The organism is Spirosoma sp. 48-14 (assembly GCF_001898575.1).
GTDB lineage: Bacteria > Bacteroidota > Bacteroidia > Cytophagales > Spirosomataceae > Spirosoma.
In genome coordinates this window covers 21,772-35,025 of the sequence record NZ_MKUD01000009.1, presented here as the reverse complement: position 1 = coordinate 35,025, position 13,254 = coordinate 21,772, and the positions used below count along the sequence as shown (strand labels likewise).

General features: G+C 47.0%; 13 protein-coding genes. All 13 read right to left on the bottom strand.

Annotated features, from left to right (window positions below):
• Positions 1 to 48: 48 nt before the first annotated feature.
• The 13 genes from BGO59_RS06820 to BGO59_RS06760 all read right to left on the bottom strand — a co-directional run bounded on the left by BGO59_RS06820 (position 49) and on the right by BGO59_RS06760 (position 13,172).
• Positions 49 to 1,047: a DUF3078 domain-containing protein gene (locus BGO59_RS06820; RefSeq protein ID WP_293682534.1), complete on the bottom strand. Its 999-nt coding sequence runs from the start codon at positions 1,045 to 1,047 to the stop codon at positions 49 to 51.
• Positions 1,048 to 1,106: 59 nt separating this feature from the next.
• Positions 1,107 to 1,949 (bottom strand): mechanosensitive ion channel domain-containing protein, encoded by an 843-nt coding sequence (locus tag BGO59_RS06815; RefSeq protein WP_293682532.1) that lies wholly within the window; start codon positions 1,947 to 1,949, stop codon positions 1,107 to 1,109.
• The gene (locus BGO59_RS06810; RefSeq protein WP_293682530.1) at positions 1,946 to 2,149 is read right to left on the bottom strand and encodes a hypothetical protein; all 204 of its coding nucleotides are present in this window, start codon (positions 2,147 to 2,149) and stop codon (positions 1,946 to 1,948) included. Before BGO59_RS06810 ends, BGO59_RS06815 begins: the two co-directional genes overlap by 4 nt.
• Before the next feature lie 9 nt (positions 2,150 to 2,158).
• Entirely contained in the window at positions 2,159 to 2,764 is a 606-nt protein-coding gene (locus tag BGO59_RS06805; RefSeq protein WP_293682528.1) for an RNA polymerase sigma factor, read from the bottom strand.
• Between the two features lie 434 nt (positions 2,765 to 3,198).
• The gene (tsf, locus tag BGO59_RS06800) at positions 3,199 to 4,032 is read right to left on the bottom strand and encodes a translation elongation factor Ts (RefSeq protein ID WP_293682526.1); all 834 of its coding nucleotides are present in this window, start codon (positions 4,030 to 4,032) and stop codon (positions 3,199 to 3,201) included.
• Positions 4,033 to 4,234: 202 nt separating this feature from the next.
• On the bottom strand, positions 4,235 to 5,068 hold the full coding sequence (rpsB, locus tag BGO59_RS06795; protein WP_020597104.1) for a 30S ribosomal protein S2: 834 nt from the start codon (positions 5,066 to 5,068) through the stop codon (positions 4,235 to 4,237).
• 162 nt (positions 5,069 to 5,230) lie between these two features.
• Entirely contained in the window at positions 5,231 to 5,617 is a 387-nt protein-coding gene (gene rpsI / locus BGO59_RS06790; RefSeq protein ID WP_293682523.1) for a 30S ribosomal protein S9, read from the bottom strand.
• A gap of 6 nt (positions 5,618 to 5,623) precedes the next feature.
• A complete protein-coding gene (rplM, locus tag BGO59_RS06785; protein ID WP_020597106.1) occupies positions 5,624 to 6,067 on the bottom strand; it encodes a 50S ribosomal protein L13 in 444 nt (147 codons plus the stop codon).
• Between the two features lie 123 nt (positions 6,068 to 6,190).
• Positions 6,191 to 7,399: a phospho-N-acetylmuramoyl-pentapeptide-transferase gene (gene mraY / locus BGO59_RS06780; RefSeq protein ID WP_293682521.1), complete on the bottom strand. Its 1,209-nt coding sequence runs from the start codon at positions 7,397 to 7,399 to the stop codon at positions 6,191 to 6,193.
• 106 nt (positions 7,400 to 7,505) lie between these two features.
• Positions 7,506 to 8,969, bottom strand: coding sequence for a UDP-N-acetylmuramoyl-L-alanyl-D-glutamate--2,6-diaminopimelate ligase (locus tag BGO59_RS06775; RefSeq protein ID WP_293682519.1), 1,464 nt, complete (start codon positions 8,967 to 8,969; stop codon positions 7,506 to 7,508).
• A 105-nt stretch (positions 8,970 to 9,074) separates the two neighbouring features.
• The gene (locus tag BGO59_RS06770; RefSeq protein ID WP_293682517.1) at positions 9,075 to 11,201 is read right to left on the bottom strand and encodes a penicillin-binding protein; all 2,127 of its coding nucleotides are present in this window, start codon (positions 11,199 to 11,201) and stop codon (positions 9,075 to 9,077) included.
• Positions 11,191 to 11,592, bottom strand: coding sequence for an FtsL-like putative cell division protein (locus BGO59_RS06765; protein ID WP_293682515.1), 402 nt, complete (start codon positions 11,590 to 11,592; stop codon positions 11,191 to 11,193). The genes BGO59_RS06770 and BGO59_RS06765 overlap by 11 nt, the downstream gene beginning before the upstream one ends.
• Positions 11,593 to 11,678: 86 nt before the next feature.
• Positions 11,679 to 13,172, bottom strand: coding sequence for a M20/M25/M40 family metallo-hydrolase (locus tag BGO59_RS06760; RefSeq protein ID WP_293682513.1), 1,494 nt, complete (start codon positions 13,170 to 13,172; stop codon positions 11,679 to 11,681).
• Positions 13,173 to 13,254 lie beyond the last annotated feature (82 nt).

The following is a 13,254-nucleotide window of genomic DNA, read 5'->3' as shown; positions in this document are numbered from 1 at the left end:
ATACTAATTGTAATTGTGAAGAGTAAAGTAGATAAAAGTTCCTGTAAATCAAAATCTGCCCGGCAAAGGATCACTGGCTTTTGCGGAGTCTTTTTTCTTTTTGAAGGAACTGATGTTATATACCAGTCCGATGGCTAATGTTTGCTGGATTTGTAAACTAGAACTAAAGTCTTTGTTATAAAGCGCAATCAGACCAAACGTAGTACTGATGTATCTGCTGGCTTTGGCGGTTATGATCAGATCGAGCCGATGGTTGATATTATCCAGATGGGAATATTCCGTAAATAGCTGATACCGTGTATTTATGGAAATGTTTTCGGTCAGATTACGATTAAGGGCTGCCTGTAGCTGAAACGCCAGCCATTCGGTTCGGCTGCTTTTTCCCGGATCGACACCGTATGCTTTCTGTGTGGGGTCGGGCACAAATGTACCGTCTGCCTGTTCGCGTACCCGCACACTCTGATCGCCCAGGAATGTGAACCGTGGAGCTATAGGACTCATTCGCAGGGCAAACCAGTCATTCGGTTTATACGCTATGCCAAGGGCTAGTGTGAGTTGTGCCGGCGCAAAAAAATTGGATACTTTCAGCTGTGTCTGATCGGCAGGAAGCTTATCGTAGCGGTAACCCGGCGCAAAAAATGTGTTGAAAGTTCCAGAAACAAAGAAGTCCCACTTAGGCGCAATCTGTTTGCCCAATACCGAAATAATCATGATCTGGTCTGCCGCTTTGCGGGTATTACCTAATTGCGTTACATAGCCCAGTTGCAGATCTGCCGTATTATCCCAGGATGTTTTCCCTTTTTCGTAGAGCGCACGAGCGGCTACAACAGCGCCAAGAGCCACCGAGTTAACCCCGCCACCCGACCAGTTGCTAAAAGAGGCCTGGTTAAAATTGACCCCGCCACTAAATGATTTCTGCCAGTACGACGTATCGGGTTTTACCGCAACGGTATCTTTAAAATTGGTGGTTACCCGCGTAGAGTCCTGGGCGAATAGTTGGTTCAGAGAAAGTCCGACTATAAGTATACAGAGCGCAGAATTTTTCATATCATTTTTGAAAACTTGATTGGCTCTTAAGACGCTTTAATGGATGTATAGTAACTTAATTAGGCAGCAGGAGCGTTGTCAAAAACCTCTACTTTTTTCATTTGTAGGGTCTGTAAAGGAATAACCGTAGTAGTTTGACCCGTGCGAAGGGTTAACGATAATGTATCTACTTTAATAATCTCACCTTTGGCGTCATCAATTTGAATAACCTGGCCCTCTTTGTATTTATTTTTCGTGTAGAAAGACGATATAATATTAGCCATTAAGTCGCGGGAAGCAATGCCATAACCGATAGCAAAGGCGAATATGACTCCACCAATGATGAGGTTGAAGCTGGATTCAAGTAATTCTGTATTGATGCCAGCCTGACCCAGAGCACTGATAACCGTAACAATTAGAAAGAAAATAAACACAATCATGCTTAGCAACCGACCCGATGCAATGTTAAACGATTGACACACGTTGATAACGGCTGCCCGTAAAGCGTCAGCGATCAGAACGCCAACCTGTAGCATGATGGCGGCTGCAATTAATTTAGGGATAAAGTTGATTAACGAAGACACCATCTCGGTGATCGCTCCAACCCCCAGTTTTTCCGTGGAGGCTTTGATAAATACCAGTAGAATGAAATAATAAAGAACCTTAGCTATAATTTCGCTTAACTTAATTTCGGTCTTTAGCTGCTTAATAATACTGATTTCATTCAGGCGGTTACCGATTTTATCGAACCCCACTTTTCCCAGTACCCGGCGCACGATCATAGCAACCAATCGGGCAAATCCAATACCAATTAGTAGGATGACAAAAGCACCTAGTAGACGAGGAACAAATTCGACAAATTGATTGATGAGGGTTTGAAATGTATTCCGAATAATTTCGGTCAGTTCTGGTAATTGATTCATACGGTAGGATTTGTATCGTCTGGTGTTAAATGCGGTGGGTTAACAAGTGCTGATGCTAACGCAAACAAATCACCGATATAGAGATCTATAACAGTAACGGCATTACGAATCAGATCAATCTCAGAGACTAACTCCGTTTTCAAATGCGGAGGGCAAAGGTCATCTGGCTCAAGTTGTTTAAATGGGTTTGTGGTTTCCATACCGATTGATTAACGAAAAGGCCAGCGTATAGAAAGTATCATTTTAATAGCCAGTAGGAGCCAGAATACAACTCCTTCGAGATAGTGTTTACGAAGTTTATCGCGTGATCGTTTCAAGCGCATTTTTACAGCGCTTTCAGTCAGGCCGTTTATATTGGCAATGTCCCGAATGCTAATATCATCCTGGTATTTCATCAAAAGCATCGACTGCTCTTCGGGAGGAAGTTGGTGCAGGGCACGCTCAAGTTGCTTTGCTTCCATTTCTGCCAGATCGCCCAGATCATCGTCCTGCTGTATATCTAGCCGCTCCCATCCATCTTCCATATACACCTCTTTACGCATATTCTGCGTTCGAATCTGGTCGGTGCAGTAATTATACGTGATTGAATATAGCCAGGTGGAGAATTTCGCCTGTTCACGAAAGCTCCCGAGTTTAATGACCAGTTTAAGGAAAATATCATGCGTCAAATCCTCTGCCCGAACAGGATCTTTTGTAAACGATAAACACTTTCTGTACACTTTATCGCAATAACGTTCGTATAGCCGTTCGAAATAAATATTTCGTTGCGTGTCGACATATAACCGAACTAACTCCTCGTCCGAATATTGCTCCATTTTATACGGTGGTGGCTCTTATGACCAGAAAGCGTTAAAAAAGTAACTCAACTTAAAAGGCAATATTAATAAAATATCAGCTACGAATTGATCCTTAAAAAATATTATCCAAATAGATATACTTTATAAAATAGTACGTTTATAAAATAGATTTTATTTCAATTAATTTACTTGGTAGAAGTTCAAAAATATTGTTGCTCTGCCTATTTCTGTTCAATCTATCTTTAGCCCATTTCAATTATATTTTGGAATATTTTTTGTTGGCAGCTATTAAATTCAGCAACAACTCGTTTTATGGCAAGCTACTCACTTTTAAGTTTGCCACAAGGTTAAAATTGGGTGAATAATGGCAAGATCAAAAACGTAGACAATAAAAAATACCCAGCCATATGGCTGGGTATACAAGCGATTTATTTGGTAAATTGCTAAACTGACTAACCAATAGCTACGCGTTTGAAAGCCGATACAGTCAGGCCCTTGCTGGTTTTATCCAGAAGTTGCGAGATCGTAATGGAAGGATCCTTTACAAACTCCTGGTTCAGCAGCGTATTATCTTTGTAGAATTTGTTCAGTTTACCCATGGCAATTTTTTCAAGCATTGCTTCAGGTTTGCCTTCTGCACGAGCCTGCTCTTTGCCAATTTCGATTTCACGTTGAACGATAGTAGCATCAACGCCGTCTTTGTCCAGGGCTACAGGCTTCATTGCCGCAATCTGCATAGCAACGTCGCGACCTACTTCGGCAACATCCGTACCATTGGTGTTAGTCAAACCAACCAGTACGCCCAGCTTGCCATTTGAGTGAATGTAGGATACCACTTTGTCGGCCGAAACGGTTTCGAAAGAGGCAACGTCGATTTTTTCGCCAATTTTACCCATCAGGTCGGTGATGTGGTCCTGAAGCGAACGACCGTCAGCCTGAGGAGTTGCCAGCAACGTAGCTTTATCGGCAGCATCAGTTGTAACCGCTGCGCTCATAACAGCCATCGCCAGATTCTGGAAATCAGCTACCTTGGATACTGGCTCTGTTTCGCAGGCCAGGGCAATTACTTTACCGGATTTACCATCGGGGCTAACATGAGCCAATACAATGCCTTCAGCCGTGGTGTTGTCGGCTCGCTTGTCAGCTATTTTCTGACCCTGCTTCCGCAGAATCTCTTTTGCTTTTTCAAAATCGCCATCAGCTTCGGTAAGGGCCTTTTTACAGTCCATCATACCGGCTCCGGTCTCTTGCCGAAGTTTGTTTACGTCAGCAGCAGTAATTGCCATAATAAAGGTTGTTAGTAAGTTGAATTACCAAACGTTATTTTGTGATCAAAAAATTTTCTGTTGAAATGGAATAGCCCATAGCGGCTGGCTACGGGCTATTTTTTAGTTTACAGTTTTCGGTTTACAGTTTTTGGTTGATTTATGCATTAAAAAAAGTCCGTGCTCACCAACTAAAACCGCGAACTGAAAACTGTAAACTCATTTATGCTTCCTGCTCATCTTCAGCAACAGGAGCTTCCGTCGCTTCCGCTTCTGGCTGAGTAGCGCCTTCGGCACGAGCCTGGGCAAGATCTTCAGCACGCTTCGCTTCTTCTTCCTCCTGGATACGCTGATCGTCTTTATCCTGCTTGCGCTCCATCAGCCCTTCTTCGATAGCCTTACCGATGGCAAGGGTAATCAGAGCAATGGATTTGTAAGCATCATCATTAGCTGGAATAGCGAAGTCAACTGCTTCGGGGTTCGAGTTCGTATCGCACATAGCGAATACAGGAATACCCAAACGGTGTGCTTCAGCAACAGCAATGTGTTCGCGTTTTACGTCGACAATGAACAGAGCGGCTGGCAAACGAGTCAGGTCGGCAATACCGCCCAACACACGCTCCAGTTTTTCTTTGTCACGCATCCGGGTCAAACGCTCACGCTTGGCAATACTTTTGACGGTCTCCTCGTCTTTCAGCATTTTGTCAAGCGTTTGCATTTTTTTCAACGACTTCCGAATAGTAGCGAAGTTGGTGAGCATACCACCCTGCCAACGATCGGTAACATACGGCATTTTCAGGCGACGTGCTTCTTCCGAAACAATTTCCTGAGCCTGTTTTTTAGTCGCTACGAACAACACTTTCCGACCCGAACGAACAATACCACGGATAGCATTGCAGGCTTCGTCGAGTGAAGCTAATGTTTTATTGAGGTCAATAATGTGGATGCCGTTCTTCTCCATGAAGATGTACGGAGCCATCCGGGGGTCCCACTTGCGCGTAAGGTGGCCAAAGTGCACACCAGCGTCGAGGAGATCTTTATATTCAATTTGTGCCATTTTCGTTATGAAAAATGAAGAATAAAAGTGTTGATTAGTACGCAGCACCACGCATCGGCATCATCTAAGCGCAGTCTGGACAATGTTTAATGAACAATGATTAATATAAAATGTATAATGAAGTCATTAAACATTAAACATTTCTCATTATACATTAATGGATTAACGTTTCGAGAACTGGAACCGACGACGGGCTTTCCGACGACCGTACTTCTTCCGTTCAACCATACGCGAATCGCGAGTCAGGAACCCTTCTTTCTTAAGGGCTGGACGGAACTCAGCGTTCAGTTCGACAAGAGCGCGGGCAATGGCCATACGAGTTGCCTCGGCCTGACCAGCTACACCACCACCACGAACGTTTACTTTTACGTCGTAACCACCAACGCCATTAACTGTAGCGAAGGGCTGGTTCAGAATGATTTGCAGAACCTCGGTTGGGAAATACTGTTTGTAATCTTTTCCGTTTACCGAGATGGCTCCGCTGCCCGCCGACAGATAGATCCGTGAGATGGCAGTTTTACGGCGGCCAATGGTATTAATACGATCCATTATGACTTAGAATTTAACTGCTTTGGGTTGCTGAGCCTCGTGCGGGTGCTGATCACCGGCGTAAACATACAGGTTGGTGTACAACCGCCGACCAAGCCGGTTTTTCGGCAACATGCCCTTCACAGCATGTTCAATGATGCGCTCGGGTTGTTTTTCGAGTAACAACCGGGGCGATGCGAACCGTTGACCACCGGGATAACCTGTGTGGCGAACGTAAACTTTGTCGGTCATCTTAGAGCCCGTCAGGCGCACCTTTTCGGCATTGATGACGATCACGTTATCTCCGCAATCAACATGCGGGGTGAAGTTGGTTTTGTGTTTGCCGCGGATCAGACGTGCAACTTGGCTAGCCAGACGGCCAAGTACTTCGCCCTGAGCGTCAACCACAACCCAATCCTTCTGCACCGTTTCTTTGTTGGCAGAGATGGTTTTGTAACTGAGCGTATTCACTTTATGGAGACTAATTGGTTGATTTCTAATGATTTGCCTATAAAAAAGCACTCCCGCTTCAAAACGGGAGTGCAAATATAGAAGATATAAGGCTGAAAAACAAGGCTCTGCCAAGAATTCCTGTTAGCGTAACTTCAACGTGGCCAGCGCCAATACCGCCAGGATAATTCCGACAATCCAGAAACGGGTCACTAGCTTGGCTTCGTGATAGCCTTTTTTCTGAAAATGGTGGTGCAAGGGCGACATCAGGAATATTCGCCTGCCTTCGCCATACTTGCGTTTCGTATATTTAAAATAGCTGACTTGCAGGATCACGGACACAAGTTCAACCAGAAAGATGCCGCAGATAATAGGAATCATCAGCTCTTTCCGAATGGCCAGAAACAACACGGCAATAACGCCACCGAGCATCAGGCTACCCGTATCTCCCATGAACACCTGCGCAGGGTAGGAGTTGTACCACAAAAAACCAACACAGGCTCCCACAAAAGCTGCGCAGAAGATTACTAGCTCGCCAGCATTGGGAATGTACATGATGTTGAGGTACTGAGAAAATACTTTATTGCCTGACAAATAAGCTAGTACGCCAATGGTTAAGCCAATAATGACGGAGGTGCCAGCCGCCAGTCCGTCGATACCATCGGTAATATTGGCTCCGTTCGAAACCGCAGTGATGATGAAAATGCAGACAATTACATAGATAATCCAGGTGTAGCTGTCAGGTAATACGCCAAAAAGCAGAGAACTGTAATCAAACTCGTTATTCTTAAGAAACGGAACCGTCGTCAGGGTCGATTTTATATCGGTATACACGTCGGGTACGTTGGAGGTGCTCAATAGGCGAGGAGCATACTTTCGAATTTTGACGTACTGGTTAAAATAGAGTGTCAGGCCGACAATCAGCCCCAGACCAATCTGACCAACTACTTTAAACTTGCCCTGTAGCCCTTCTTTGTTCTTTTTGAAAACCTTGATGTAATCATCCAGAAAGCCGATCAGGCCCGTCCAGACGGTTGACACCAGAGCCAGAATGACATACACGTTGGAAAGCTTTGCAAAAAGTAGTGCTGGAACCAGGAGTGAGGCTAAAATGATAAAACCTCCCATCGTGGGGGTGCCCCGTTTCTGCATCTGGCCTTCCAGTCCCAGATCACGAATCGATTCGCCAATCTGTAAATTACGAAGGGTGTCGATGATTCGGCGTCCGAAAATAGCGGCAATAAGTAGCGACGTGACGACAGCCCCCAACGCCCGGAACGAGATATATTGGAAAACTCCCGCCCCCGGGAAGTCATAGCGTTCGTCCAGAAACTGAAAGAGATAATAGAGCATAGAGGAGAATGATTGAATGACTGAATGATTGAATGATTGAATAACTGCCCAGGCTCTATTCAATCATTCAATCATTCAGTCATTCAAAATTATACATGTGCCAAAGTTACAGATTTCCGCGTTCTGAGAAAGCCTCCCGTAAGATGGCCCGGTCATCGAAATCGTATTTGATTCCTTGTATTTCCTGATAGGTTTCGTGGCCTTTTCCGGCTACCAGTATAATATCGTGCGGATTGGCGAGCGATACAGCCTTTCGAATGGCCTCGTGCCGATCTTCAATTGTGGTCGTTTTTTTATAATCGATGGGTGGGACACCTGCCTGCATCTGTTCCAGAATGGCCATTGGGTCTTCGTTTCGCGGATTATCAGACGTGAGAATCACCCTGTTGCTGAATCGGCAGGCAATTTCGGCCATGATAGGTCGCTTGGCTGCATCTCGATTACCTCCACAACCAACTACGGTAATGATTTGCTCATTTGCCTGACGCAGGCCATTGATGGTTTCCAGTACATTTTGGAGTGCATCAGGTGTATGGGCATAATCGACGATACCGACAATTTTATCGTCCGATACGACCTGTTCGAAACGGCCAGGAGGGGGCTTAATACCAGAAAGTAGCATTAAGACTTCGGCCGAATCTTCGCCCAGCAGCACAGCTGTCCCATATACGCTCAGTAGGTTGTAGGCATTGAAGCGGCCGATCAGCTTAAACCATACCTCATGTCCATCGAGCTGCATATGCAGGCCAAATAAACTATCGGCAATAACTTTGCCTTTAAAGGTCGCCAGCGTTTGCAGCGAGTAGGTTTCCTTGCGGGCAACCGTATTCTGGAGCATTACCAACCCCCGTTTGTCGTCGACATTAGTAAGGGCAAAAGCCGAAGAAGGAAGCTGGTCGAAGAAGCCTTTTTTGGCCCGTATGTAATTATCAAACGTACCGTGGAAATCGAGGTGGTCGTGGGTGATATTCGTAAAAATAGCCCCTGCGAACGTAAGCCCAGCGATACGCTCCTGAACGACCGCATGCGAGCTGACTTCCATGAACACATGCGTACATCCATGCGCCAGCATATTCACCAGTAACTGGTTGATCGTAATGACGTCGGGGGTTGTATGTGTTGTTGGGATTACCTCATCGTCAATTTGATTCTGTACAGTCGATAGCAATCCACAGCGGTAGCCAAGCGCACGAAACAACCGAAAAAGGAGTGTTGCCACAGAGGTTTTGCCGTTCGTGCCCGTTACGCCGACAAGCTTTACCTTTTGGGAAGGGTGATCGTAAAAATTAGCTGCAATCAGCCCCATACTTCGGGCCGTGTTTTGCACCTGAACATAGGTAGCTCCCGGCGAAGGATTGTCCGGTAGCTCTTCGCACAAAATTGCCGAAGCCCCCTGTTTTATTGCCGTTTCAATGTAATTATGCCCGTCGGTTACGGTTCCCCGAACTGCAATGAATAAACTACCCGGCCCAACTTTTCGCGAGTCCATTGTAAGGGCCGTAATGTCAGTTTCCATACTGCCCGACGTAGCCAGCAGCGGAATTTTATAGAGAAGGTTTTTGAGTTGCATACCGATAAACGATTCCTGGTCTCGTTTTACGGCTGCAAAAAAACAGGTTAGGGTCTGAATTGCCTAATTATTACAGTATGCACATGTTGCATAGCGTATCGACTATCAACTTAACCGAAGCGTAATGCTCTTACTACCAACCTGTTCGATAGCTATACCCGGTGAAATCGACTGCTCCTTTACTTTGCCTCGCCCTTCGACGGATACGCGAAGACCGCGATTTTCAAGCAGAAAAAGGGCATCACGTAAGGTCAGGCCGCGCACATCGGGAACCTGACCCGGCCGCGTCGAACGCTGTTTCCATCGCCCATTCCCTGTGGCCTCTACCCAGCCTTCGGTTGAGGGTTCGTTGGCAATATCCAATGTGGAACTGATGGTATGCAGGTCACCGGCATAGCCAGCCAGTAGGCCCGTTGTCGAGAGGGGTTTTGAACTGCCAGTTCGGATTGGTGCGTGCATGCGAATATCGTAGGCTACGATCCGGTCAGCAACAGCCTTAAATACGGGTGCCGATACAGCGCCAGCATACAATAGATCAATGTTATCGCCCTGGGGTGTATCAACCATCGTAATCATACTGTATTTGGGCTTGTCGGCAGGGAAGTAACCAATGAATGAGGTGTAATATTTACCGACCTGATACTGTCCGTTAATTATTTTTTGAGCCGTTCCGGTTTTACCTGCAATGGCATAATAAGGGTTATTGATGTGTTTGGCTGTACCATTGGTCACTACGCCCCGGAGTAAATCCTGCGCTTTCCGAGCGGTTTCCTTCGAGCAGATAGGTTCAGGGAGCACATTGGGTTTATTGTCTTCAATAATTTCGCCTGCGAGCCTAATCTGTTTCACAATGACCGGACGTACCCAATAGCCGTTATTGGCAACAGCGTTATAGAAAGCCAGCATCTGGAGCGGGGTAATCTGCATTTCATAGCCATACGACATAGAAGTCAGCGACACTTTGCTCCAGCCTTTCATATCTGGGTTACGAACGACCGGAATAGCTTCCCCTTTCATATGAATGCCCGTTGGTTGGGTCAGGTGGAATCGACGGAGGTACTGGCAGTACAGATCAGGGCGGCTGTAGAAATAGCTACGCATGAGTAGGTGTGTGCCTACATTCGATGATTTTTCGAAAACCTGCCGGGCTGTTATCGTTCCATGACCTACCCGGCTGGCATCATGAATGCCCAGGCCGTTGTAGCGTGCTGATCCACCGCCGGTCGCTACCAATTGATTCAGCGAAATTGCTTTCTCCTCCATCAGGGCCATCATCGTCGCCAACTTAAATGTTGAACCGGGGTCAGTCCGACCGGCCAGCGCATGGTTGAAGTTTTCGACATACTGATCCGGTCCGTCGCCACGGCCCTGTTTGGTTAGATTGGCCATTGCCCGGATTTCGCCGGTGGCTACTTCCATCACTATTACGCAACCTTTAGCCGCATTGTATTTGATCAAAGCGTCTCGCAGAGCGGATTCGGCCATGTCCTGGAAATTGACATCGATGGTGGTGTACAGATCCATGCCCGATTCAGGTTGCATATCGGGTCCATCGTTGACGGGTTTTCGGATGCCGCCCGCCAGCACTTCAACCAGGCCGACTGCATTTTTTCCCGCCAGTGCGGGTTGAAACGACGCTTCCAGACCGATCAGCCCCCGGCCAGTCTTGGCATCCAGATTTCCGATGGTTCGTTCGGCCATCTGCCCAAAGGGATGATAGCGTTCATAGAAAGGACGCAACACCCCCCCCCGCGCAGCTACTTTTGGCGTTGACCGGAAAAAAGGCCATTTCAGCATTTTTTGACGTTCCTGAAAAGTAACCCGTCGGCGGTTCAGCAATACATACCGACGTTTATGGGCGCGGGCATCCCGAACAAGATCAGCATATTCCTGCGGGGAGCGGTCGCGATAGATTTGAGATAATAATAAGCCTAATGAGTCTATTTTCTTTTTAAAATAGTCGGGCTTTGCCATTGTTGGGTCAAGGCCCACTACATACGTTGGTAAGGAAGTAGCGAGTAGTCGGCCGTCGTTGGCAAAAATATTGCCCCGCATGGCCCGGATGGTGTCGCGCTGAATCAGGGTAGCATCAACACGCTCGCGCCAGAACTGCCCTTTAAAGGTCTGGAAATATTGTACGTAAATCAGCCGAAAGACAACGCCAACGGCCAGGACAATAACGAAGTAATAAACGTTATTGGCCCGTTGAATGATGTCCTGCTTAATGTTCATTTGACTTGACGACGATTTTATGGGGTGGTGTTTGGCTATCCGAAAGGTTGAGTGCCGCTACGCGCTTGCTGATTTCTGACTGTTTTCCGCTTTTATCCAGGTCAGCCTGTAAAACGGTATACTGCGAGCGGAGTTCATCGACCTGGATTTTGGTCCGCTGAATCCGACGGACGAGCCGCTCAGCATTGTGGTTAAGACCAATGTATAGAATAAGCAGAAAAGTGACCCACAAAATCCGGTCGATGTGGTGGATGGGCCATGCATTGTCTTCACCAAAAAGGCGATCCAGGCCAATAAAGTCGTTGAGCCAGGTTGCCAGTTTGAGTTTGCGTCGCTGCTTCTTTTGCTGTTGCGTCGCGCGTGGTGATTCCCGAAATGTGTTTTTGGCCATAGCTTGGGTTAGGATGCTACAGAATTACAAAGAAACGAAAACCTGATCTCCTAATCCGGGCTGGAATCAAATTCTTTGATAAGATTTTATTCCTTCCAGCGCCATTCGTTGGCGATCTGTAAAGGCGTACGAAGCCCCTGTGCCACGAGGTAATCGCGGGTTTGGGTATCGGTTTGCCGCCGAGCAGGAATATCATCCGCATCGGCGAGGGCATAGAGAAGCATGGTCGAATAGCGAACGGTATTTCTCAACTGATCGGCATTTACCAGATTCATTCGGTCGCAATTGGCGTGATAACAGTCGAGTACGGATTTAGACAGATGCCCGTTCAGGCCCACTACCGGAACCCCTTCGAGCATAAAAGGCTGGTGGTCGGAATGTAGACCGGCCTGGTTCTGCATATCGTTTGAGAACGCAGACTCTACCGACTTTATGCTTTCGCCAACATTGTTAAAGAACGGTACCATGTCGGCCCGCCCGAACGCATTGAGGCCAGTAGGATCATTGGTCATGTCGAGATTCATCATATACCGAACATTATCCAGTTGTCCCGTCTTTTTCAGGTTTTCTACCATTGCTTTTGACCCTAGAAGCCCCTGTTCTTCGCCCATAAATAGAACAAATTCGATGGTGCGCTTGGGTTTCAGTTTCAACGCTTTAAACGTCCGGGCAATGTCGAGTACGGCAAAGGAGCCGATGCCATTGTCGATGGCTCCGGTCGCCAGATCCCATGAATCCAGGTGACCACCGACAATAATTTTTTCATCGGGATACTTCGACCCTTTCAGGGTGGCTACTACATTTCGGGCGCGAATTTTCCGACTCGTGTTGGTCATGTCGATCATCGCCCGCAACGGGCTGTGTTCCTCCTGCATCCACGAACGTATGGCTTCGCCACTCTCCAGCGAGATGCATACCGACGGAATTGGAATCAGTTTGCCTGTTACGGAAGCGGTTCCTGTCAGCAGTACATTACCGGGTACCAGATTGACCATAATCACCCCCGATGCCCCGTGCTGAATAGCCAGTGCTGTTTTTTCGGAACGATGCAAATTTCGGGCACCTTTGGTTGGAGCAGACAAACCTATATTGACCAGCGCAATTTTGCCTTTAAGTTTGCCTTTCAGGGCGGCAAAATCGCCCTCCAGACCATTGCCTACATCAATAATTTCTCCCTTTACGTGCGCTTCGACGGGTGAATGGGCCAGCGCTACCACGGGCACATCGCGGAAGTTATCACTTTTGGAGGGTACCACCGATAACGTTACCGTGTCGCGTGCCCAGGCTTCAACTTCAAATGGCTCATACCGAATCTCTTTGAAGCCATATGTCGACAGTAAATCGAATGCATACGCTTCTGCACGGCTACCATTAGGGCTGCCTGTGAGTCGGTGGCCGACCTGTTCAGATGCCTGAGCAAGCGTTTCGTAGGCACGACTATGAGCGGTTACTTCTTTAGTAATTCGGGCGAATGCTTTTTGAAGAGATAGTTTTTCAGGGTAAAAAGCAGTCAGTGTACCAGCGGTGCCGATACATAACAAAACGAGCCGAAAACGAGGCACGTAAAACGTCCGGGTCATGAGAGGATGGGTGGCAGAATTACTTGCTAAATATACGAAAAGGTTTGTTGCTTTCGATGCCGAATGATTAGACGCAATAAAT

Bases quoted from the DNA above. Each gene is read 5' to 3' on its own strand.
- BGO59_RS06820 (WP_293682534.1), bottom strand. From the start codon at position 1,047: ATGAAAAATTCTGCGCTCTGTATACTTATAGTCGGACTTTCTCTGAAC.
- BGO59_RS06815 (WP_293682532.1), bottom strand. From the start codon at position 1,949: ATGAATCAATTACCAGAACTGACCGAAATTATTCGGAATACATTTCAA.
- BGO59_RS06810 (WP_293682530.1), bottom strand. From the start codon at position 2,149: ATGGAAACCACAAACCCATTTAAACAACTTGAGCCAGATGACCTTTGC.
- BGO59_RS06805 (WP_293682528.1), bottom strand. From the start codon at position 2,764: ATGGAGCAATATTCGGACGAGGAGTTAGTTCGGTTATATGTCGACACG.
- tsf (WP_293682526.1), bottom strand. From the start codon at position 4,032: ATGGCAATTACTGCTGCTGACGTAAACAAACTTCGGCAAGAGACCGGA.
- rpsB (WP_020597104.1), bottom strand. From the start codon at position 5,068: ATGGCACAAATTGAATATAAAGATCTCCTCGACGCTGGTGTGCACTTT.
- rpsI (WP_293682523.1), bottom strand. From the start codon at position 5,617: ATGGATCGTATTAATACCATTGGCCGCCGTAAAACTGCCATCTCACGG.
- mraY (WP_293682521.1), bottom strand. From the start codon at position 7,399: ATGCTCTATTATCTCTTTCAGTTTCTGGACGAACGCTATGACTTCCCG.
- BGO59_RS06775 (WP_293682519.1), bottom strand. From the start codon at position 8,969: ATGCAACTCAAAAACCTTCTCTATAAAATTCCGCTGCTGGCTACGTCG.
- BGO59_RS06770 (WP_293682517.1), bottom strand. From the start codon at position 11,201: ATGAACATTAAGCAGGACATCATTCAACGGGCCAATAACGTTTATTAC.
- BGO59_RS06765 (WP_293682515.1), bottom strand. From the start codon at position 11,592: ATGGCCAAAAACACATTTCGGGAATCACCACGCGCGACGCAACAGCAA.
- BGO59_RS06760 (WP_293682513.1), bottom strand. From the start codon at position 13,172: ATGACCCGGACGTTTTACGTGCCTCGTTTTCGGCTCGTTTTGTTATGT.